The 21,114-nt window shown below is 71.1% G+C and carries 20 protein-coding genes; 6 read left to right on the top strand and 14 right to left on the bottom strand.

The window, feature by feature from the left end; genetic code table 11:
• The first annotated feature begins 480 nt into the window (after window positions 1-480).
• Window positions 481-723 carry a hypothetical protein gene (locus tag FV229_RS07110; RefSeq protein ID WP_147751285.1) on the top strand — a complete coding sequence of 81 codons (243 nt, stop codon included), beginning with the start codon at window positions 481-483 and terminating at the stop codon, window positions 721-723.
• Between the two features lie 9 nt (window positions 724-732).
• Here the strand turns inward: FV229_RS07110 and FV229_RS07105 are convergent, their stop codons facing one another.
• Window positions 733-2,223 (bottom strand): amidase, encoded by a 1,491-nt coding sequence (locus FV229_RS07105; RefSeq protein WP_187275082.1) that lies wholly within the window; start codon window positions 2,221-2,223, stop codon window positions 733-735.
• 315 nt (window positions 2,224-2,538) lie between these two features.
• Window positions 2,539-3,060 (bottom strand): DUF2244 domain-containing protein, encoded by a 522-nt coding sequence (locus FV229_RS07100; protein ID WP_147751283.1) that lies wholly within the window; start codon window positions 3,058-3,060, stop codon window positions 2,539-2,541.
• Window positions 3,061-3,080: 20 nt separating this feature from the next.
• Here FV229_RS07100 and nth point away from each other — a divergent pair, with 20 nt between their 5' ends.
• A complete protein-coding gene (gene nth / locus FV229_RS07095) occupies window positions 3,081-3,809 on the top strand; it encodes an endonuclease III (protein WP_147751282.1) in 729 nt (242 codons plus the stop codon).
• Between the two features lie 392 nt (window positions 3,810-4,201).
• Window positions 4,202-4,996 carry a phosphoribosylaminoimidazolesuccinocarboxamide synthase gene (gene purC / locus FV229_RS07090; protein WP_147728905.1) on the top strand — a complete coding sequence of 265 codons (795 nt, stop codon included), beginning with the start codon at window positions 4,202-4,204 and terminating at the stop codon, window positions 4,994-4,996.
• Here the strand turns inward: purC and FV229_RS27975 are convergent.
• The 4 genes from FV229_RS27975 to FV229_RS07070 form a co-directional block, all read right to left on the bottom strand.
• Window positions 4,944-6,686: a glycosyltransferase gene (locus FV229_RS27975; RefSeq protein ID WP_246688089.1), complete on the bottom strand. Its 1,743-nt coding sequence runs from the start codon at window positions 6,684-6,686 to the stop codon at window positions 4,944-4,946. The genes purC and FV229_RS27975 overlap by 53 nt on opposite strands.
• A gap of 2 nt (window positions 6,687-6,688) precedes the next feature.
• The gene (locus FV229_RS07080; protein WP_246688088.1) at window positions 6,689-8,686 is read right to left on the bottom strand and encodes a glycosyltransferase; all 1,998 of its coding nucleotides are present in this window, start codon (window positions 8,684-8,686) and stop codon (window positions 6,689-6,691) included.
• Window positions 8,687-8,756: 70 nt separating this feature from the next.
• Entirely contained in the window at window positions 8,757-9,410 is a 654-nt protein-coding gene (locus FV229_RS07075; protein WP_238272672.1) for a hypothetical protein, read from the bottom strand.
• 17 nt (window positions 9,411-9,427) lie between these two features.
• Window positions 9,428-9,904 (bottom strand): invasion associated locus B family protein, encoded by a 477-nt coding sequence (locus FV229_RS07070; protein WP_246685385.1) that lies wholly within the window; start codon window positions 9,902-9,904, stop codon window positions 9,428-9,430.
• Between the two features lie 362 nt (window positions 9,905-10,266).
• Here FV229_RS07070 and FV229_RS07065 point away from each other — a divergent pair, with 362 nt between their 5' ends.
• Window positions 10,267-10,641, top strand: coding sequence for a hypothetical protein (locus FV229_RS07065; RefSeq protein ID WP_147751280.1), 375 nt, complete (start codon window positions 10,267-10,269; stop codon window positions 10,639-10,641).
• Between the two features lie 97 nt (window positions 10,642-10,738).
• On the opposite strand, the gene FV229_RS07060 is transcribed toward FV229_RS07065, so the two are convergent.
• From FV229_RS07060 to FV229_RS07050, 3 genes are all read right to left on the bottom strand, one after another.
• Window positions 10,739-11,470, bottom strand: coding sequence for a SprT family zinc-dependent metalloprotease (locus tag FV229_RS07060; RefSeq protein ID WP_147751279.1), 732 nt, complete (start codon window positions 11,468-11,470; stop codon window positions 10,739-10,741).
• A gap of 68 nt (window positions 11,471-11,538) precedes the next feature.
• Window positions 11,539-12,813: a polyhydroxyalkanoate depolymerase gene (gene phaZ / locus FV229_RS07055; protein WP_147751289.1), complete on the bottom strand. Its 1,275-nt coding sequence runs from the start codon at window positions 12,811-12,813 to the stop codon at window positions 11,539-11,541.
• A gap of 247 nt (window positions 12,814-13,060) precedes the next feature.
• Window positions 13,061-13,678, bottom strand: coding sequence for a YqgE/AlgH family protein (locus FV229_RS07050; RefSeq protein WP_147751278.1), 618 nt, complete (start codon window positions 13,676-13,678; stop codon window positions 13,061-13,063).
• A gap of 276 nt (window positions 13,679-13,954) precedes the next feature.
• Here FV229_RS07050 and FV229_RS07045 point away from each other — a divergent pair, with 276 nt between their 5' ends.
• Window positions 13,955-14,437, top strand: a complete 483-nt coding sequence (locus tag FV229_RS07045) for a peroxiredoxin (RefSeq protein ID WP_147751277.1) — start codon at window positions 13,955-13,957, stop codon at window positions 14,435-14,437.
• A gap of 97 nt (window positions 14,438-14,534) precedes the next feature.
• Window positions 14,535-15,176: a DedA family protein gene (locus FV229_RS07040; RefSeq protein WP_147751276.1), complete on the top strand. Its 642-nt coding sequence runs from the start codon at window positions 14,535-14,537 to the stop codon at window positions 15,174-15,176.
• Between the two features lie 15 nt (window positions 15,177-15,191).
• On the opposite strand, the gene rnhA is transcribed toward FV229_RS07040, so the two are convergent.
• From rnhA to FV229_RS07015, 5 genes are all read right to left on the bottom strand, one after another.
• A complete protein-coding gene (gene rnhA / locus FV229_RS07035) occupies window positions 15,192-15,662 on the bottom strand; it encodes a ribonuclease HI (protein WP_147751275.1) in 471 nt (156 codons plus the stop codon).
• On the bottom strand, window positions 15,659-16,624 hold the full coding sequence (locus FV229_RS07030; RefSeq protein WP_147751274.1) for a homoserine kinase: 966 nt from the start codon (window positions 16,622-16,624) through the stop codon (window positions 15,659-15,661). Before FV229_RS07030 ends, rnhA begins: the two co-directional genes overlap by 4 nt.
• Before the next feature lie 113 nt (window positions 16,625-16,737).
• Window positions 16,738-17,745 carry a 4-hydroxy-3-methylbut-2-enyl diphosphate reductase gene (gene ispH / locus FV229_RS07025; protein WP_147751273.1) on the bottom strand — a complete coding sequence of 336 codons (1,008 nt, stop codon included), beginning with the start codon at window positions 17,743-17,745 and terminating at the stop codon, window positions 16,738-16,740.
• Window positions 17,746-18,030: 285 nt separating this feature from the next.
• On the bottom strand, window positions 18,031-18,963 hold the full coding sequence (locus tag FV229_RS07020; RefSeq protein WP_147751272.1) for a cytochrome c oxidase assembly factor Coa1 family protein: 933 nt from the start codon (window positions 18,961-18,963) through the stop codon (window positions 18,031-18,033).
• A 291-nt stretch (window positions 18,964-19,254) separates the two neighbouring features.
• Window positions 19,255-20,943 carry an MCP four helix bundle domain-containing protein gene (locus tag FV229_RS07015; RefSeq protein WP_147751271.1) on the bottom strand — a complete coding sequence of 563 codons (1,689 nt, stop codon included), beginning with the start codon at window positions 20,941-20,943 and terminating at the stop codon, window positions 19,255-19,257.
• Window positions 20,944-21,114 lie beyond the last annotated feature (171 nt).

Genomic DNA, 21,114 nt, shown 5'->3' with positions numbered 1-21,114 from the left:
AAATCCAGGGCTATCAACCCTAAACCGCCTTGCCCGTCTTGGAGAACCGTGATACCGAACCAACCACTCGGTGGTCCGCCTCAGCGGTGGGAGGCGTCTAAACCCACCCAGACCCCCTGTCAACCCCAAACCCGACACCAAGGCCAGACCCGAAACCGACAACACCGCCGACACAAACACCAGGCCACCCGGCTCACGCCAGTTGCCCCTTCGCTCGTCATGTCGGTGGTCCCGAACCAGAACCGCGTCGCCGCCGCCCCCGTTCGATGAACAGGGGTATACGGACACCCACCCAGCCCGTCAACAGGCGAAATGGAACTTTTGCGGATTTTCACGACAGAGACATGACAGAGCCTGGAAGGCGGCCCCGAGGCGAACAGCGACGCCCTTCCATGACCCGGGGGGCATCCGCATCGCGGAACGATCCGCCCCCCGATCCGTAGAACCGCGTCGCCGCGGGGGCGGCACGGAGCATGCGCGATGGCGATCAAGGCCCTGAACGACCGCAAGAAGCTGTCGAACGACTTCAACGAGGCCAACGACGCCTTCATCGATGTGGTGCTGGCCGCGCTGAAGGCCGGCGAGATGCCTCTGGAGCTGGCGCGCGCCTACCTCGCCCACCCGGTGGCGATGATGCATTCGGACGGGGCGCAGGCGGTGGCCAACTACTTCGACCGCATTCTGGCGCAGCGCCCGCGGATCGACTGGACGCCGGGCGAGTAAGGCGATCGCTCAGAGCGGAGGCGGGGAGAAGCCGCCGAAGCTCGCCTTGAGATGGCGGCCGAGCGCCAGGGCGACGTCCTCGCGCCAGGGATGGGCCGCCACCTGCACGCCGATCGGCATCCCCTCATGCGAGGTCCCGACGCGGACCGCCACCGCCGGCCAACCGGTGAGGTTGTGGTTCTGGGCATAGCCCGCCCCCCGTTGCAGCATCGGATCGAAGCTGGTGCCGTGCGGCGGCGCCACGTAGGGCAGGACTGGCGAGAGCACCGCATCGTAACCGTGCAGGAACGCGAGCTGCGCATTGCGGAACGCGTCCCAGCGGTTGAACGCCGCCAGCGCCGCGGTGATGTCGGGCATGGCCGGCGCCGCGCGCGAGCTCAGCGACTGCTCGAACAGCGGGGAGATCCGGTCGGTGCCGATCGATCTCAGGAAGGCGCGGGTGCCGGCGCCGCCGTCGCCCGGGGTCATGTCGTAGTAGATGGCAGCCGCCTTGTCCGCGTCCGGCAGGCGACGCTCCTCGACAGCGAGGCCCGCCTCCGCGAAGGCCCGCGCCGCCGAGCGGATCGCGGCGGCGATCTCCGGGGTCGGGGCGGAGGCGCCGTCGTCGTCGAAGCAGGCGAGCTTCAATCCGCGCAGGACGACCGCGCGGGGATCGCGCAGGGGCATGTCGACGATGGTGTAGTCGGAAAAATCCGGCCCGGCGACGACGGGCAGCGCCAGCGCGAGGTCGTCGACGCGACGGGCGATCAGGCTGACGTGGAACACGCTGTTGCGCGCGCCCATCGGCCGGGGGAACTGCCCGGTGCGCGGAATGCGGCCGGAGGTCGGCTTCAGGGCGGCGAGGCCGCAATAATGCGCCGGCACGCGGATGCTGCCGCCGGCATCGGTGCCGAGGCCGAGGGGCGAACCGCCGGCGGCGACGATCGCCGCCTCGCCGCCGCTGCTGCCGCCCGGGGTGCGGGCGAGGTCGTAGGGGTTGTTGGTGCGGCCGTAGACCAGGTTGTCGGTCTCCAGCGCGCCGGCCAGCTCCGGCACGTTGGTCTTGCCCAGCACGATCGCGCCGGCCGCGCGGAGGCGGGCCACCGCGGTGGCGTCGGCCTTCGGCACGAAGCCGGCGCGGCCGAGCGTGCCGCCGGTGCAGACCACGCCCGCGGTCTCCAGCGTGTCCTTGATCGTGACCGGCACGCCGTGGAGGGGTTTTGGTGCCTCGCCCCGCGCCAGGGCGGCGTCGGCGGCGGCGGCCTCGCGGCGGGCTGACTCCGCCGTGACCTGGACGACGGCGTTGAGCCGTGGGTTGACCGCGGCGATGCGGGCGAGATGCGCCTCCACCACCTCGACCGCACTGTAGCGCCGGCTGCGAATCGCCTCGGCCAGCTCGCCCGCCGAGGCGGCGGTGATGGCGTTCGCCTCGGTCCCACGTGCCGGCGACGCCGCGACGGCCGCAGCCGTCGCGATGCCGCCGAGCAGGGTGCGCCGGTCGATGGTGGGGGTGTCGTGCACGTGCGCCCTCCGCTCAGGTGTGAGAACCGAGGCATCTTCCGTGCCGACGAGGCCGGGAATGACAGGTGGTGCCGCGCATCCCCTCTCCCCGCATGCGGGGAGAGGCCCGCACGGACCTCGTCGTCCGTGCGGGGAGCGAAGGCGAAGCCGAAGCGGCGGTGAGGGGGAGGTGGCGGACGTGGCTCTTCCGGCCAAGCCCCCTCACCTTCGGCTACCGCCTCGCTTTGCCGACGACGAGGTCGGCAAAGCCCTCTCCCCGCACTCGGTGAGAGGGGGTGCACCTTAGTTTGGGTAATACGTCGTCGGTGCCTTCCGTCAGTACCCCTTTTTCACCTGCGCGAGCGCCCCGGTGAGGCCGCGGGCGATGCGGGCGCGCTCGTCGGGCGAGGCGTCGCGGGCGACGACCACATATTCCCGGCGCGAGACCAGGGTCAGGCGCTGCAGCCCGTATTCCTCGTCCTCGACCTGGGTCAGCTTGGTCCAGAGCGGGTTGAAGCGCCATTGGTGGCGTTCCCCGCGGTGGCTGACCCGGGTGAGCAGGATCTCGAGCTGCGAGATCATCACCTCCTCGAAGGAGCGGCCGCGGCGGAAGCTGACCTTGAGCGCGGCGTAGATCGCCAGCATGTCGAGGCCGAAGAACCCGGCGATCGGCCAGAAGCCCATGCGCCAGCACCACACCGAGATCACTAGGGAGACGAGGCAGCAGCCGGTCATCACCACCTTGAAGCCGACGCGGCTCAGGGATTGGGCCGGCCGGATGGTGGCCGAGAAGACCGGCTGGTCGATGGTGTCGGGATCGAGGCCGTCCGGGTGGACGTGGAGGTTGCCGCTCGCCATGGGGCCAATATAACCCGACGATGCCAGCCAGGAAGCCGCCCGCCGTGAAGAAAGCCGCGATCGGGGCCACGCTCGCCCGACCGATCGTCGCACGCGCCACCCGCGCGCCCGAGCCCGTGGGGCCGGAGACCCTCGTCGAGATCTTCTCCCGCCTGCGGGCGGCCGACCCGGAGCCGCGGGCCGAGCTCGAATTCCTCAACCCCTACACGCTGCTCGTGGCGGTGGTGCTGTCGGCCCAGGCGACCGATGTCGGCGTGAACCGCGCGACCGGGCCGCTCTTCGCCGTCGCCGACAACCCGGAGGCGATGCTGGCGCTGGGCGAGGAGCAGGTGCGCGGGTTCATCCGCACGATCGGGCTGTTCAACACCAAGGCGAAGAACGTCGTCGCGCTCTCGCGCATCCTGGTGGAGCAGCACGGCGGCGCGGTGCCGCGCAGCCAGGCCGAGCTGCAGGTGCTGCCCGGCGTCGGCGCCAAGACCGCGAGCGTGGTGCTCAACGTCGCCTTCGGCGAGCCGCGCATCGCCGTCGACACCCACATCTTCCGCGTGGCCAACCGCATCCCCCTGGTGGTGGCCGCCACCACCGACAAGGTCCAGGCCGGGCTGGAGGCGCTGGTGCCGGAGCCCTTCCGGCTCAACGCCCACCACTGGCTGATCCTGTTCGGGCGCTACGTCTGCAAGGCGCGCAAGCCCGACTGCCCGCGCTGCCCGATCGCCGACCTGTGCCGCTACCCGGACAAGACGGTGTGAGGGCGGCCCGCGGCTCTATCGTCCAGAGGGAGTGGGAACCCGCGCCTTTACCTTTCCTCTACCGTGATCGAACTTTCGCATCCGTGGGCGACGGCATCGAAGGAGTCGCTCGAAACGCCGACCGTCTCCCTGTCCCAAACGGGAGAAGGGACTGGCGCCCGCTTCGGTACCCGCGGAGCTCGACGAAACCGGCGGCCTTTCCGGGGAAGTGAAGAGCGCACGGCGCGTATCCCCCACCCGGCTAACGCGTTGTGCTGCCAACGCGCTTCGGGTAGTTTGCGGCACGGCCGCCGGAGTTCTGGAGTCATGACTTGTGCCCGCGGCCCGACCTCTCGCGAGGTCTGAACGCCGCGGAATCCGCGCACGTCACGTCGCCCAGGAGCCACGGCCCGATGGACTTCCTCAAACCACGGTACACGCCTATGAACCGCCGCCGTCGCATCTACGAGGGCAAGGCGAAGGTCCTCTACGAGGGTCCGGAGCCGGGAACGCTCATCCAGCACTTCAAGGACGACGCGACCGCCTTCAACGCGAAGAAGCACGAGATCATCGACGGCAAGGGCGTGCTGAACAATCGGATCTCGGAATTCGTCTTCCAGCACCTCAACGACATCGGCGTGCCGACCCATTTCATTCGCCGGCTCAACATGCGCGAGCAGCTGATCCGCGAAGTCGAGATCATCCCGCTCGAGGTGGTGGTGCGCAACGTCGCCGCCGGCTCGCTGGCGACGCGGCTGGGCCTCGAGGAAGGCACGCAGCTGCCGCGCTCGATCATCGAGTTCTATTACAAGAACGACGCGCTCAACGACCCGATGGTCTCCGAGGAGCACATCACCGCGTTCGGCTGGGCCACGCCCCAGGAGATCGACGACATCATGGCGCTGGCGATCCGCGTCAACGACTTCCTGTCTGGCCTGTTCCTCGGCGTCGGCATCCGCCTCGTCGACTTCAAGATCGAGACCGGCCGCCTGTGGGAAGGCGACATGATGCGCATCGTCGTCGCCGACGAGATCTCCCCGGATTCATGCCGCCTGTGGGACATCAAGTCCGCGGACAAGCTCGACAAGGACCGGTTCCGCAAGGACCTCGGGGGGCTGATCGAGGCCTACACCGAGGTCGCCAAGCGTCTCGGCATCATGTCGGAGAACGAGAAGGTCCAGACCGGCGGACCGCGCTTGGTCCAGTAGGCTGGTCGAACCATCCCGCGCGCAGCCGCGCGTGGGTCGAAAGGTTCGGGTCGAAGGCCGGATGATAATGGGGGTCCTGCGCCAGCAGCGGCCTCCATCGCATTTGAAATGCCGCGACCTCGCGGGCGTGGCGCTTTTCCGCCTCCGCCGAGCGCCTCCGGCTCGCCCCCTCGCGGTGATGCAGCACCGCGCCCGGCGCCATCAGCGTGCGATGGCCGGCCGCATTCAGGCGCAGGCATAGGTCGACGTCGTTGAAGTCCACCGCGAAGTGCTCGGCGTCGAAGCCGCCGACCGCGCGGAATTTCCGCGCCTCGACCACAAGGCACGCGGCGGTGACGGCCGAGACCGCGTGCGTCGCCTGGAGGCGCATCCCGTAGCCGGGGGCGTCGCCCGGAAAGTGCCGGTGCGCGTGGGTCGCCAGCCCGCCGGTGCCGAGCACGATGCCGCCGTGCTGGATCCGCCCCGCCCCGTCGAGCAGCTTGGCGCCGACCGCGCCGACCTCCGGCCGCAGCGCCTCGCGCACCATCCGCCCGAGCCAGCCCGGCGCGAAGGCCTCGACGTCGTTGTTGACGAAGGCGAGCACCGCGCCCTGCGCCAGGGCGGCGGCGGCGTTGTTCATGCCGGCGAAGTCGAAGGGGCCGGGGCAGTCGACGATGCGCACCCCCTCCCCTTCCAGGATGCGGAAATAGGCCCGCGTCTCGGGCGCGCCGCTGTCGTTGTCGGCGACCAGGATCTCGAGGTTCGGCCAACCGGTCTGCGTGCGCAGGCTTTCCAGGCAGGGCCGCAGCAGGTCGACCCGGTCGCGGGTCGGCACGATCACGCTGACGAGCGGGAGCGGGTCGGGCAGCGGATGCAGGACGACGACGACGTCGGGTTCGCGCGCGAGTTCCGTCTCGGCCCGCCCGGTGCGGTCGAGGTGGCGGCGGAGGATCGCGAGACGCCGATCCAGCGAATGCTCCTTCTGCGGACTCGATGTTTCCACCTCGCCGACCGGCCCCCTCTCCCGTCCGGGAGAGGGTTGGGGTGTGGGGTGCGACCGCGCCGGAAAGACCTGGTCCCTCACCCTGTCCCTCTCCCGGACGGGAGAGGGGACCCGCGCCGGGCTTCGGACACCGGCGTCGCCCACATCCGCCCCGATTTGAACCGACGCGATCCCCGGCAGGTGCCCGATCGCGCCGACGCCGTAGCGCTCGGCGATGCGCAGCACGGCCTCCAGCGCAGAGATCTCCGCATCCGCGCCGGCGATCTGCAAAAAGCTCGTTCGGCGCAGCGCCAGCACTGGGCCGAGCCAGTCGACGGCCATCAGGTAGTCCGCATCGAAGGCCGGGCGCAGCAGCGGGAACACCGGCCCCCCGGGCGTCGGCTGGATCAGCGCGTCGCCGTAGAGCGCGTGCAGGCTGGAATCGGCGGCGAAGGCGTCGGCGAAGGTTCGGCACGCGCCCGCGACGAGGTCATGGCCCGGCGCGGTGAGCACGTGCAGGTCGGGCTCGTCCGTCGCCTCGCGTTCGATCGGGAAGCGGTCGAGGATGGCGGCCGGCAGCGCCAGTTGGTGGTCGATCCCGACGAGGGCGGCGAGGCGCTGCCGAGCGCGCAGGCGCTGGCCGGTCAGCCGCGCCCAGAGGATGTCGAGGGTCTGCTGCGGGTGACGTGCCAGGGTGGCGACGATGCCGGGGGGCCTTGCGCGCGCCATGGCTATTCCAGGTCCTCGCCGAAGGTCGTGAGCGACAGGCCTGGATGGTAGTACGGGTCGTGCCGGATCGCGTCGCGCCAGCGCTCGGCGAACCGGGCGGCCTCCTGTTCGAATCGGACGCGTTTAACCCCGACCGAAGGGCCGCGGCTCACCGATTCGAGATGGGCCAGGGTCGCTGCCGGCGTCCACATCGTCTTGCGTCCGGTGGCTCCGAGGCGGAGGCAGAAATCCACGTCGTTGAAGTCGACCGGGAACGCCTCCGCGTCGAAGCCGCCGACGGCGAGGTAGTTTTCCCGTGAAACAGCGAGGCACGCGGCGGTGACCGCCGAGACCTCGTGCGCGACGCGCAGGCGCCCGAGATGCCCGGTGGTGTCGCCCGGGCGCTTGCGCAGGATGTGCCCGGCCCGGCCGCCGAGCCCGACGACGACGCCGGCATGTTGCAGCGTGCCGTCGGCGTAGAGCAGCTTGGCCCCGACCGCACCGACTTTAGGCCGCAGCGCCTGCCTCACCATCGCGTCGAGCCAATCGGGGCGCAGCACCGCCACGTCGTTGTTGAGCAGGACGACGACCGACCCGGTCGCGGCGGCGACCCCGGCGTTGACCATCGCCGAGAAGTTGAACGGCGCGTCGTAGGCCACGATCGTCACCCGCGGATCGCGCCGGAGCGCGTCGTAATGCGCGAGCACGGCCGGATCGGTCGAGCCGTTGTCGACGATCACGCATTCGATCGCGGGATAGGCGGTCTCGTGCAGCACGCCGCGGCAGACCCGTTCGATCAGGTCGAGCCGATCGCGCGACGGGATCACGATGCTGACGCGTGGCGCTGGATCGGGCAGCGGCCAGAGCAGGTCGACCACGCGATCGCGGATCAAGGGCTCGGCGACAGCGGTCCGATGCTGGATGAGCAAATCGGCGCGCGCGACCGCATCCGGGTCGGCGCCGACCGTCTCGGCCAGCACGCGCGGCAAGTGTGCCACGCCGGCTGCGGCCTGCCCGAGCATCAGGTCGAGGGCGAGGGGAAAGGTTTCCCTCGGCCCGACCGGACCATCCGGCAGCCGCGCGAGCAGGGCCGGCGCAGCGAGCCAGGGCCGGCCCTGGTAGCCGGTGACGCGCGCGAGGTCGGGGCTCCAATCGGGCTTCAGCCGCGGGGCGCCGTCGCGCAACTCGTCGGCATAGATCAAGTCGGCCTGCCCGATTTCAGTGGCGAGCAAGCCCAGCGCCTCCGATACGAGGCGGTCTCCGGCGCGGAGGAGGCAGAGGGAGGCGTCCCCGACGAGATCGCGAAGGCTGCGGTCGTCCCGCCACGGCGCGTGCGCGATTCGGGGGTCGTCGAGCGTGGCTTGGTGGGGGGCCTCATGCAGGACGACGGCGCGCCAGCCGGGATGGCTCTGCGCCCGCAGGCTACCGAGCGTCGCAGCGAGGCTTTTGGAATCCGCATCCGCCAGGACGAGCACGCGGATCGCCATTGGATCGCGGGTCCCCTCTCCCGTTCGGGAGATGGGGTCGGTCGCGGCCGCCGCGTTCCGTCGGTCCATGCCGCCACGGGGTTCGGGCAGCGGTGCGGCCCGCTCCGCCGCCCAATCCGAATACCGTGCGCGCGGCGTCACCGCGCAGGTGCCGCGGAGGGTGTCGCGGTAGCGGCGTTCGTCGCCGCGCAGGCCTTCGTAGAGCGCGGAGATTCCGCGCAGCGGCCGGGTCGCCAGGGCCTGCAGGAACAGGCTCGCCGTGCTGCGGCGCCCGACGCGCTCCAGCACGAAGCCGGGTTCGGCGGCGAGGTGGATCTCGCGCAGGTCGTCCGGCAGCAGACCGAGCCAGTGAGCGTAGGCCTGTGTGACGCCGGGCAGCACCACGTCCTCGACGCCCTCCGCGCGGACCAAGCGAAGCATCGGCCGGCGCGGGCGAGTCGTCGGCGGTTCGCGATAGGTGAGGACGATCCAGCCGCCGCCCGCCATCTCCGGCAGCACCAGGCGCAGGTCGAAGACCGGGTCGGCGGCCGGCACGAGGCGGAACGGGGTCGCGCGCCCGAGGCGGGCGGTCAGGCGCGGAACGGGCCGTGTCCCGGCTGCGGCCTCACTGCGCGGCGCCCGCCTCGACGGGGGCTTCGGACGTCGTCGCTTGAGACGGCGCCGCGGCCACCGGGGCGCGGCGGCGGGGTTTCGGCTTCGTCGGCGCCTTCGGGGCGCCGCCCAGGCCGACCACGATCTCGTAGTCGGCGCTCATCGCCGCGGGGACAGGGATGTCATCCTCCACCATCGAGGTGAAGCCCTGCGCCTCGCCGGGGCCGACCACCACCGCGACGCGGCGGGTGCGCGTGGTCACGGTCTTGTCGTCGTGCTTGATCGCGATGGTGAAGGGCACGTCGAACCGGCCCGCCGCGCCGGAGGGACCGAGCAGGACGCGCGCCTCGACGCCGACCTTGACGGAGATCGACCCGTCCGCGCGCCGGGTGCATTCGCGCGCGACGCGCCCGAGGGAGACCTGGCTGCGGATGCCGGCCGCCGTGGCACCGGGCGGGTTGGTGAGCGCGGCGCCGCCCTCCGGCACGTCGACGGTCGGGCAATAGGCCGCCTCGAGTTCCTTGGGCTGCGACGGGGGCACGGTGGTGCCGCCGTACTTGAACAGGTTGGAGAAGACGTTGCCCTCCTCGGCGCCCGCCGGCGCCGCGCCGAGCGCCAGGACGAGCCCGCAAAGCGCCGCTCGTCCGATCCCCAAAGCCCCGATCATGCCGCGCCTCCCTATGGTCACTTCAGGCTGTCGAACCCGGCGGCGAAGCCCTTCATCGACAGCGGGATGCCGACGCCCTCTTCCGGCGTCTGGAACACGATGAAGGTCGCCTGCGTGCCGGCCTTGAACTGGCGCACGAGGCCCTCGTCCATCACCACCTCGGCGACACAGCCGGTGGTGAGGCAGCGCACGAAGCCGGCGCGGCCGACATCGGTCTGGTCGATCTTCAGCCCGAGCCCGGAGGGCAGCAGCACGCCGAGCGGCGCCACCACGCGGAGCAGGTAGCCGCGGTTGTCGGCGGTCTTCAGCACGATCACGACGAGGGTGAGGTTCGGCCGGTCTTCGGCGGCGAGGTACTGCACCATGGCGCATTGCTCGGCCTTGGCCCCGGCCGGCGTCTCGCAGCGCAGCTGCCAATCCTCGAAGGTCTTGCGCACCATCCCCTGCGCCTGAGCCGCCCCGCCCAGGCCGGCGAAGAATCCGGCGCCGAGCAAGCCGGCGGCGAGGGCCGCGGATGCCAGGCCCAAGGCCGGGCGCCGGACGCGATCGAAACTCCTCCCGAAACTCCTGCGCAGCCGCACGGACGATCCCTTCACGAGCGTACCCCGAACCCGCCGCGGGCGGGGCCTTGCCGAAAACCCGGGTGTTCCGACCATGCGGGGGCCGGCGCTGTCAAGCAGAGGCACACGCGCAAGCGCGGCATTCGAGGGAAGCCGACACTCGGTTCGGTCCGCGAAGCCGTCGAACACGCGGGACCCGGCCTTCCGCGGACCAAATGTTGCCGCAATGCGCTATCCCCCGAATGCGGCGCGGCCTAGATATCGCTGCGATGCATCACCACACGAGAGCCGGCGCCATGCGTGTCCTCGCCCTGACCGTCCTGCTGCTCGGCGCCTCCGGCGTCGCCGCGACGGCCGAGCCGCTTCCCATCGGCGAGACGACCTATGTCGAGCGCTCGCTCAACCACGACGGGCTACTCACGGTGGAACACCCGCCGGTTGAGCGGAACCCCTACGGCCGCCGCAACGGCAACGCCGCCATCGCCGGCTTCTGCCGCGAGGGCGGCCTGGTCCGCCGCCGCGACGAATACGGCAACCCGATCATCGTCCGCCAGCGCGAGCTCTGCGACAGCGTCGCCCCCCGCACCCTGGCCCCCGGCGAGGTCGACCCGCGCCCGACCTGGCCGGCCGAACGCGTGTCCCGCGAGCGGGTGCTTCGCTCGAAAGGTTGAGGGGGCGCTGCCTTCGATACTGCGGCCGAGGGCGTCATGACTTCTCGCGACGCATCCCTCCCCCCTCTGCGCGGGAGGGAATGTTCCGCTCACGCCCTCACCCGTAGCGATGCAGCGCCGTGCCGTTGCGCTTGAGCCAGGCTTCCGCGGCGTCGACCTCGGGGCAGAGCTGGCCCAGCAGGGTCCAGAACCGGGCCGAGTGGTTCATTTCGCGCAAGTGCGCCATCTCGTGGGCGACGAGGTAGTCGAGCACGAAGGGCGGCGCGAGGATCAGGCGCCAGGAGAAGTTGAGGGCGCCGCCCGCGGTGCAGGAGCCCCAGCGGCTGCGCGTGTCGCGCACGGTGATCCGCACCGGCCCCTGGCCGAGCTTGGCGGTGTAGTGCGTCACCGCGCGCGCGAGGTCGGCCCGCACTGCCTCGTCGAGGAAGGCCCGCACCCGGCGGGCGACGTGCTCGGGGCCGCACGAGACCGAGAGCGTGGGCTCGGCCCCTTCCTCGATCCGGGTGATGCCGCTGCGCGAGCCCCGCCGCACGATTCGGTGCGGCACGCCGCGCAAGGGCACCATCGCGCCTTCCGCGAGCGGCACCCGTTCGGGCACGCGGGCGAGGCGGGCGGCGATCCAGCCGCCGTGACTCACGGCGAAGCGCTGCGCCGTGCTGATCGCGCTGCGGGCCGGCAGGGTGATCACCACCTCGCCGGTCGCGGCCGAGACGCGCAGCGTCAGGCGCCGCGCGGTCGGGCGCCGACGCACCGCGATGCGGTAGGTCTCGCCCGCGTGGACGATGTCGAGATGGTCGGGATCGGGACGTCGCAGCAGCGCGAAAGGCATGACGACAGTCTAGCTCCGCCGCCCCCGCCCCTAAAGGGCGAAGGCGGCAGATTCTTGCGGTCGTCCGCTCAGCTCGCGAGCCGCAGCGGCCGCTCGGCGGCGGGCAGCCCCTGCATCTCGCGCACGAAGGCGGCGATGCGGGGGGCGATGACCGTGCGGTAGCGCGAGCCGTTGAACACGCCGTAATGCCCGACGCCCGGCTGCAGGTGGTAGGCCTTGCGCTCGGCCGCCAAGTTCGGCGTCAGGTCGAGGGCGGCGAGCGTCTGGCCGACGCCGGAGATGTCGTCGTTCTCGCCCTCCACCGCGAGGATCGCGCAGCTTCGGATCGCCGTCAGGTCGACCGGGACGCCGTGGTGGCGCATCGTGCCCTTGGGCAGGTCGTGGTTCACGAACACCGTCTCGACGGTCTGGAGGTAGAACTCGGCCGTCAGGTCCATCACCGCCAGGTACTCGTCGTAGAACGCGCGGTGCTTCTCGGCCGAGTCGCCGTCGCCCTTCACGAGGTGGTCGAACATGTCGGAATGGGCGTCCCTGTGCCGGTCGAGGTTCATCGCCATGAACCCCGCCAGCTGCAGGAAGCCGGGATAGACCGCCCGGAACGCGCCGGGGTGGATCGGCGGCACGTAGGAGATGGTGTTCGACTCGAACCACGCCTGCCCGCGCTCCTGCGCCATGCAGTTCACGGCGGTGGGCGAGCGGCGGGTGTCGATCGGCCCGCCCACCAGGGTCATCGAGACCGGCACGCCGGGGTCGCCGGCCGCCTCCATCACCGCCACCGCGGCGAGCACCGGCACCGCCGGCTGGCACACGGCCATGACGTGGAGGTCCGGCCCGAGGGCGGCGAAGATCGCCTTGCAGTAGTCGATGTAGCTGTCGAGATCGAACCGCCCGGCGAGCAGCGGCACCATGCGCGCATCCGACCAGTCGGTGATGTAGACGTCGTGGTTCGGCAGCATCGCCTCGACGGTGCCGCGCAGCAGCGTGGCGTAGTGCCCCGACATCGGCGCCACCACGAGGAGCTTGGGCTGCGGCTCGGCCGGCGGGTTGGCGAAGGCGCGCTCGAACGCAATCACCCGGCAGAACGGCCGCTCCCACACCACCCGCTCGGTCACCGGCACGGCGACGCCGTCGACGACCGTCTCGGACAGCCCGAAGGCCGGCTTGCCGTAGCGGCGGGTAGCGCGCTCGAACATCTCGCACCCGGCCACCATCGAGCGGGCATAGGGGGAGTAGGAGAGCGGGTTGGCCGGGTTCTGCAGCCCGAACCACGCCATGTCGGCGGCCATGCGCGCCGGCGCCATCATGTACCGCATGCCCTCGAAGGCAGTGTAGGCGAGATCCATTCGAGCCATGGGAACGCTCCTTCACCCGGACGTCGACCTAGGGCGTCGCAGGCAACCACCTTACCACGGCGATGGTTCCGGGGAAGGCCGGCTGCGCAGACGTGCCGACGGTCGCGCGAGCGTGATGCGATCGGTGTCAGCGCGGGCGTGTTCGCTGTCGTCGCCCCGGCGGATCGACCGGCGCGCAGCGCGTTGGCAACTTGGCGCGTCAGGAGCGCCGCCGGGACGCCCGCGGCGCGGCGCGCCCTCAGGCCCGCCCGGCGCTCACCGAGAGCATGGCCGGGTCGATGCCGTTGCCGCGCAGCGCCCGGTCGTACTTGCCGGCCAGATCCGCGTGGAAGATCAGGTCCGGGTCGGCCGGGCAGTTGAGCCAGCCGTTGGCCATGATCTCGCTCTCGAGCTGGCCCGCCTGCCAGCCGGCATAGCCCAGCGCCAGCACGGCGCTGGCCGGCCCGTCGCCGGCCGCGATCGCGCGCAGGATCTCGACGGTGGCGGTGAGGCAGATGCCGTCGTCGATAATCAGCGTCGACTGGTCGATGTGGAAGTCGTCGGTGTGGAGCACGAAGCCGCGCTTGCCCTCGACCGGGCCGCCCATCAGCACCGGCATGTGGCCGACCCGCTCGCGCAGGCGGATCGCGTCGGCCTCGCCCGCCACGTCGAGCTGCACCAGCAGGTCGGGCATCGACAGGTCGGTCACCGGCTTGTTGACGATGATGCCCATGGCGCCGTCGGCCGAGTGCGCGCAGACGTAGATGACGGATCGGGCGAAGCGCGCATCCGCCATCCCCGGCATCGCCACGAGGAACTGGCCGTCGAGGTAGGCGGGATCGCTGGAAGCGGGCGTCGGTGTCGAAGGCCTGGGCATCCCCGCATGCTACGCTCAGCCCCCCCGATGTCCAGCGGACAAAACGCCGTGCAGCCCCGGCCTCGCGGGCGCGCGGACGGCCGCGTCTCGCTCGACAGCCCCGGCGGGCCGCGCTAGGTCACCGGCCATCCGAAGCGGTGCCGTCCCGCGACGCGCCGGCGCCGTTCCGGGTCGCATCGCGACGGGGAACGGCACCAAGCTCTTCTCGTGACGTGCGTCCTTCGCCGAACCGGCGTCCCCTTCGGCGGACCGCACTTTAGTAAGGAACGTTCAGCCATGACGATTCAGGTCGGCGATCATCTGCCCCAGGCCACCTTCCGCATCACCGGCCCCGAGGGTCCCCTGGCCAAGACCACCGACGACGTGTTCAAGGGCCGCCGCGTCGTGCTGGTCGGCGTGCCGGGCGCCTTCACCCCGAGCTGCCACCGCAACCACCTGCCTGGCTTCGTCGCCAACAAGGATGCGCTCCTCGCCCGCGGCGTCGACGCCATCGCCGTCACCTCGGTCAACGACGTGTTCGTGCTCGAAGCGTGGTCGAAGGCCAGCGGCGCGGAAGGGCTCGAGTTCCTGGCCGACGGAAACGGCGACTTCGCCAAGGGCCTCGGTCTCGAGATGGACGGCAGCGGCTTCGGCCTCGGCCTCCGCTCCAAGCGCTACGCGATGCTGGTCGAAGACGGCGTGGTGCGCGTGCTCAACGTCGAGGAATCGCCCTCGAAGGCCGACACCTCGAGCGCTGAAGCGCTGCTCAAGGTGATCTGAACCCAAGGGTTCGGTCGGACGGGGGCGCGGCGGACCCGCGCCCTCGAATGGACACCTTCCCGTTGCGAGTTGCGGCCCGTCCAACCTCAGGGGCCGCATGTCCTTCCTGCACGAACTGCCGATCGCCGACCTGATCGCCTCCTACGGCTACGTCGCGATCTTCGTCATCATCACCCTTGAGAGCGCCGGCGTGCCGATGCCGGGCGAGACGGTGCTGATCTCTTCGGCGGTCTACGCCGGCACCACCGGCAACCTCAACATCGCGCTGATCATCGCCGCCGCCGCGGCCGCCGCGATCATCGGCGACAACCTCGGCTACTGGGTCGGCCGGCGCTGGGGCATGCCGCTGCTGCTGCGCTACGGCCGCCTGATCGCCCTCGACCACGGCCGACTCAAGCTCGGGCAGTACCTGTTCCGCGAGCATGGCGGGAAGATCGTCTTCTTCGGCCGCTTCACCGCGATGCTGCGGGCCTACGCGGCGCTGCTCGCCGGGGTGAACCGGCTCGACGCCCGCCGCTTCATGCTGTTCAACGGGCTCGGCGGCCTCACCTGGGCGACCGCCATGGGCCTCGGCTCGTACTATTGCGGCCGCTCGATCGAGACCATCGCCGGCCCCGTCGGGCTGGCGCTGCTGGCCGTGGTGATCTTCGGCGGCCTGGCCCTGTGGCTGTTCGTGCGCCGCCACGAGACGCGGCTGCTGGCCGAAGCCGAGCGCGCGATCCCCGGCCCCCTCGCCTGAGCGGCGGCGAGCCGTTCAGCGCCTGGTCTTGAACGGCGCCATCGCGGCCACAGCGAGGGCGTCGACGCGGTTGTTCAGCGGGTCGCTGGCGTGGCCCTTGACCCAGTGCCACTCGACCGCGTGCCGGGTGCGGGCCTCGTCGATGCGGCGCCACAGGTCCTCGTTCTTCACCGGCTTCTTGTCGGCGGTTCGCCAGCCGCGCGCCTTCCAGCCGTGGATCCAGGTGGTGACGCCCTGGCGCAGGTACTGCGAGTCGGTGAACACGTCGACGCGGCAGGGCCGCTTGAGCGCTTCCAGCGCCTCGATCGCGGCGAGCAGCTCCATGCGGTTGTTGGTGGTGTGCGCCTCGCCTCCCGAGATCTCGCGGCGCGTGTCGCCGTAGATCAGGATCGCGCCCCAGCCGCCGGGGCCGGGATTCCCGGAGCAGGCCCCGTCCGTGTAGATCTTCACCCGGGTGGGGGCCTCGTCGGTCGCCGCCTCGCTCATCGCGTCCACCCGTAGGCGGCGGCATCCCGGGCCTGCCGGTGGAAGGTCAGGCGGCGATCGTACTCGCGCGGGTCCTTCGGCTGGACCAGGGCGCCCGGCGGCACGTTCAGCCAGTCGACCAGCCGGGTCAGCATGAAGCGGAGCGCCGCACCGCGGCACAGGATCGGCAGGGCCTCGACCTCCGCCGGCTCCAGCGGGCGCACCGCCTCGTAGCCGGCGATCAGCGCCGCGCCCATGTCGCGGTGGTAGGTGCTTTCAGGGGAGAAGCACCAGGCGTTGAGGCAGATCGCGAGGTCGTAGGCGAAGGCATCCGTGCAGGCGAAGTAGAAGTCGATCAGCCCCGACAGCCCGTCGCCGATGAAGAACACGTTGTCGGTGAACAGGTCCGCATGGATCACGCCGCCGGGCAGGTTCGCGGGCCACGCGGCCTCGAGCCAGGCGAGGTCGTCGCGGGTGCGCGCGGCGAGGCCGGCCGAGACCACGTCGGCCTGGCTCGCCGCATGGTCGAAGAGCGGGCGCCAGGCGCCGACCGAAAGGCTGTTGTCGCGGCACATGCCGAAGTCGGCGCCGGCGGCGTGGAGCCGCGCCAGCGCCCGGCCGAGCTCGGCGCAGTGATGCGCGGTCGGCGCCTTGACCGAGACCCCGTCGAGGAAGCTGACGATCGCCGCCGGGCGGTCGCAGAGGGTGCCGAGCGCCGTGCCGTCGCGGTTTCGGACCGGCTGCGGGCAGGCGAGCCCGCGGGTCGCCAAGTGCTCCATCAGGTTGATGAAGAACGGGAGGTCGCCGGCCCGCACCCGCTTCTCGTACAGGGTGAGGATGTAGGCGCCGCCGGTGGTGTGCAGGAAGAAGTTGGTGTTCTCGACGCCTTCCGCGATGCCCTTGTAGGAGAGCAGCCCGCCGATCTCGTAGTCGGCGAGGAAGTCGGTCAAAGCCGCGTCGGATACCTCGGTGTAGACGGCCACGGCGCTTCTTTTCTGACGATCTTCAGGTCAATCGGCACACGACGATGTGTCCCGCCGGCTCGAGCCGGCGGGACGGGCGGATGATCGCACCCGCCACCCAAAGTCGCAAAAACCTACTCGGCGGCCTCGCTGCGAAGCTCGCGCGGCAGCGGGAAGACCATGTCCTCGACCACCGTCTGCACCGTGTCGACCGTCACCGTGTAGCGGGCGGCGAAGGCGTCGATGATCTCCTCCACCAGCACCTCGGGGGCCGAGGCGCCGGCGGTGAGGCCGAGCTTGGTGATGCCCTCGAAGGCCGGCCAGTCGATCTCCTCGGCGCGGAGAACGAGGCGGGTGATCGGGCAGCCGACGCGCTCGGCGACCTCGCGCAGGCGCTGCGAGTTCGAGGAGTTCGAGGAGCCGACGACGATCAGCGCGTCGACCAGCGGTGCGATCTGCTTCACCGCCTCCTGGCGGTTGGTGGTGGCGTAGCAGATGTCGTCCTTGTGCGGCCCGGTGATGGTCGGGAATTTTTGCTTCAAGGCCGCGACGATGTGGAGGGTGTCGTCCACCGAAAGCGTGGTCTGCGTCACCCAAGCGAGATTGTTGGGATTCTCGGGGGTCAGCGCCGCGATCTGCTCCAGGTCCTCGACCAGGGTGATCGAGCCCTTGGGCAGCTGGCCCATGGTGCCGACGACCTCCGGGTGGCCGGAATGGCCGACGAGGAGCACGTGGCGGCCGCGCTTGTGGTGGATCTCGGCCTCGCGGTGGACCTTGGTCACCAGCGGGCAGGTGGCGTCGATGGTGATCAGGCCGCGGTTGTCGGCGTTGGCCGGCACGGTCTTCGCGACGCCGTGCGCGGAAAAGATCACCGGCGCCTCGCCGTCGGGGACCTCGTCGAGCTCGCGCACGAACACCGCGCCTTTGCGCTTCAGGCTCTCGACCACGTACTTGTTGTGCACGATCTCGTGGCGGACGTAGACCGGCGGCCCGTAGATCGCGAGCGCGCGCTCGACCACGTCGATCGCCCGCACCACGCCGGCGCAGAAGCCGCGGGGGGCCGCGAGCAGGATCTCCAGCGGCGGCTTGACCGTTGCGGTGGCCCCGTCCGAGGCGGTGTCGAGATTCGTGATGGCGCTCATGATCCGGGATGTGGCGAGGGGAGACCCGCCCTGTCAACCGGGCGGCCGCGGCAAACCCACCGCGTGGTCGAACCGTATAGCACGTTTGCCGGCGCGGGTGACCCCCGCGGGCGACGGTTCGTCTGCGCGGGTTTTTCGGGCGGAGGTGAGCGCTAGCAGGAGCCGCCGACGTCACCTCTTCCCTTCCCCGGCAGTGGGGGAGGGAAGAGGTGGTGTCCTCGTCTGCACGATGCGTGAAGCTGGCAGCCCCTGAGAGAAGGCGCCACCGGTGCGCCCCGCGATCCGTCAGGGGGCGACGGTGAAGGTCGCCGACTTCGGCGGGATGCCGTCGCCGGAAACGGTGACCCGGTATCGGCCGGCCTGCCAGCCGTCCTTGAAGGTGACGGTGAAGCTGATCAAGTTCTTCGCGACGTCGTCGAGGACGACCTTGCTCTGGTAGAACGTGTCGTCCGCCTCGCCGCCCGCCGCCTTCAGCTTGGTCCAGTCCGCGACCAGGGTGGTGCCGGCCGGCACGCCGGACGGGGTGAACTGGAGCAGCACCGCCTCCTCGCCCGCCTTGAAGGTAGTCTTGGCCTCGCCGGCGTTCGAGGTTTTCAAGCGCAGGTCGACCACGTTCGCCTCGGGGCGGGCAAGGTCGAGGGCCTGCTCCTGGCCGGCGGGCGTCAGGCGCAGGCCCGTGAGCCGCCACATGTCGGCGTCGCGCACGGCCTTCACGAACACCTTGCCGTCTCCCTTCGGCCCGGTGGCGGTGAAAGTCAGGTCGGCGCTGCCGTCGCCCTTGCCGTCGTCGGTCTTGATCGAGCCGCCCGCGCTGCCGGCGGTGATCGGGGCGCCCAGGCGCTCGATCGCCTGCGGGCTGGCCTGCAGCCGCACTACCGCGAGCTTGTAGGGCTCGGACTCGTTCAGCAGGGTGCTGACGCCGAGGACGACGCCCAGGATCAGGAGGCCGAACAGGGCGAGCGAGCCGACCATCGCCACGACGCCCCAGATCGCCCATGTCCGCTGGACCCGCTGGAAATGCTCGACGCTGGTCCAGCGCCCGTTCCGCCACGCCCAGGCGCTGCCCTTCGCGCCGAGCACGAACGGCATCACGAAGCCGACGAACGGCGCGAACACCAGGAGCGCCAGGAAGGTGTTGTTGCCCAGGCCCCAGATCCAGTTGAGCAGGAAGGCGCCCCAGTTCCAGCGGTCGAGTTCCGGCGGGATCTCCCGCGGCAAGCCGAGTCCCGGGGCCGATCCGGGCAAAGGCGCGGCGGAACCGGGCGCGGGGGCAGCGGGGGGCAGGGTCGCGGTCGACATGGTCCAAGTCCGGGAGCTCGATCGAACGTGTCCGGCCCGCGCGCCCCGACGACCCGGGTGCGAGCTCAGGCCGCACCGTCCTGATAGCGGCCGATCGCGGGTCCCGCCCGGGGGAGGACTTGGCCCTCCGTCCCGCTTTCGTATCCGCGCGTCCCGAATCCCGGAATTCGAGACGCGCCCGGCGCCGTTCGGGCTCCCTATGCCCTCGTCTCAGGCGGCCCGCAGCGAGGCGAGCATGCGGCCCATCTCGGCGTCGAGGTGCTCGGACTGGCGCGACAGCTCGGTGGCCGAGATCAGCACCTGGGAGGCCGCCGCGCCGGTCTCGTCGGCCGCCGCCGCGAGTCCGCCGACGTTGGCCGTCACCGCCCCCGTCCCGGACGCCGCCTCGCTGACGTTGCGCACGATCTCCTGCGTCGCCGCGCCCTGCTCCTCCACCGCCGCAGCGATCGAGGCCGAAACCCCGGAGATCTCGCGGATCCGGCCGGCGATGGCGTCGATCGCCGCGACCGCCTGACGGGTCGAGGCCTGCATCCGCCCGATCTGGCCGCCGATCTCGTCGGTGGCCCGCGCCGTCTGCGCGGCGAGTTCCTTCACCTCCGTGGCCACCACCGCGAAGCCGCGGCCGGCTTCGCCCGCGCGCGCCGCCTCGATCGTGGCGTTCAGGGCCAGCAGGTTGGTCTGGCCGGCGATCGACGAGATCATCGCCACCACGTCGCCGATCCGGGACGCCGCCTCGCTCAGCTCCTGCACCACGGCCGCCGTCTGCGCGGCCTCGGCCACGGCACCCTGCGCCAGCGCCGACGAGCCGCCGACCTGCCGCCCGATCTCCAGCACCGACGCGCCGAGCTCCTCGGCGGCGGCCGCCACGGTGTTGACGTTGGAGGCCGCCTCCTCGGCGGCCATCGCCACCGTCGTCGACTGCGAGGCCGTCTGCGTCGCGGTCGCGGTCATGCTCTGCGCCGTCGCCTGCAGCTCGGTCGCCGCCGCGGTCACGGTGGCGACGATGCCGCCCACCGAGCGCTCGAAGGTGTCGGCCATCTGGCGCATCGCGTCCTTGCGCTGCGCCTCGGCGCCGGCCCGCGCCAGGGCGGTGTCGGCCTCCAGCGCGCGCATCCGCAGCAGCGCGTCCTTGAACACCTGCACCGCGTCGGCGACGCGACCCATCTCGGTGCGGGTGCCCTGGAGCGGGATCGCCACGCCGAGGTCGCCCTCGGCCAGGGCCTGCATCGGCCGCACGACGCGGTCGATCCCGCGCCCGACGCCGACGGTCAGCAGCACCGCCATCGCGACCGCGAGGACCAGAGCCGCCCCGAGGGCGGCCACGATCCAGAACCGGGTGCGCTCGACGGAGACCACGGCGGCGGCCTCCGCCCGCGCCGCGCCCTCGGCGTTGAGCGCGATGATCTTCTCCAGCGTGATCGAGGCCTTGCGGCGGGTCTCGATCCCCTTCGACTGGTACACCGCCAGCGCCTCGGCCTTCTCGCCGGCGCGCGAGTGGGCGAGGATCGGGGCCTCGGTCGCCGTGAAGGCGCGCCAGTCACTCACGAAGGCCTCGTACAGCGCCCGCTCCTCGGGGGAGGTGATGTTGCGCGCGTAGGTCGCGATCGCCGCGTCGATCGTCTGGTTGCGCTGGGCGATGTCGGCATCGATCGCGGCCAGCGCCTTCGGCTCGGTCGTCAGCATGTGGCGCAGCAGGCTGGTGGTGTAGCGGCCGGTCAGGGCATCGACGACGCCGGCATCCCGCACGCTCGGCAACCAGTTCGTCTGCACGTCCACCAGCAGCCCGTTGACGCTCGAGACGCCGACGAGGCCGAGCATGCCGAGCCCGAGCAGGAACGCGGTCAACGTCGCGAAGGCGGCGACGAGCTTGGCACGGATCGAGAGGATTTTCAGCGACACGACGGACTCCGGGAATATTGTCTTCAGCGGATCATACTCCCCCGAACATTGCCCTCCTCAGGTCTAGGGGCGCAGCGTTAATGAATACAAAAGTTCAACCGCAAACTGCAGCTGCGCCGCAGGGACGGGGTTTCGCGCAGCGCCCGCCCCTAAGGCCGCGCCGTCGCCCCC

The sequence above is a fragment of the Methylobacterium sp. WL120 genome (assembly GCF_008039465.1).
In the GTDB taxonomy this organism is placed as follows: Bacteria; Pseudomonadota; Alphaproteobacteria; order Rhizobiales; family Beijerinckiaceae; genus Methylobacterium; species Methylobacterium cerastii.
Note: the sequence above shows the minus strand (reverse complement) of the source record. Positions and strands in the feature narration are given on the sequence as shown.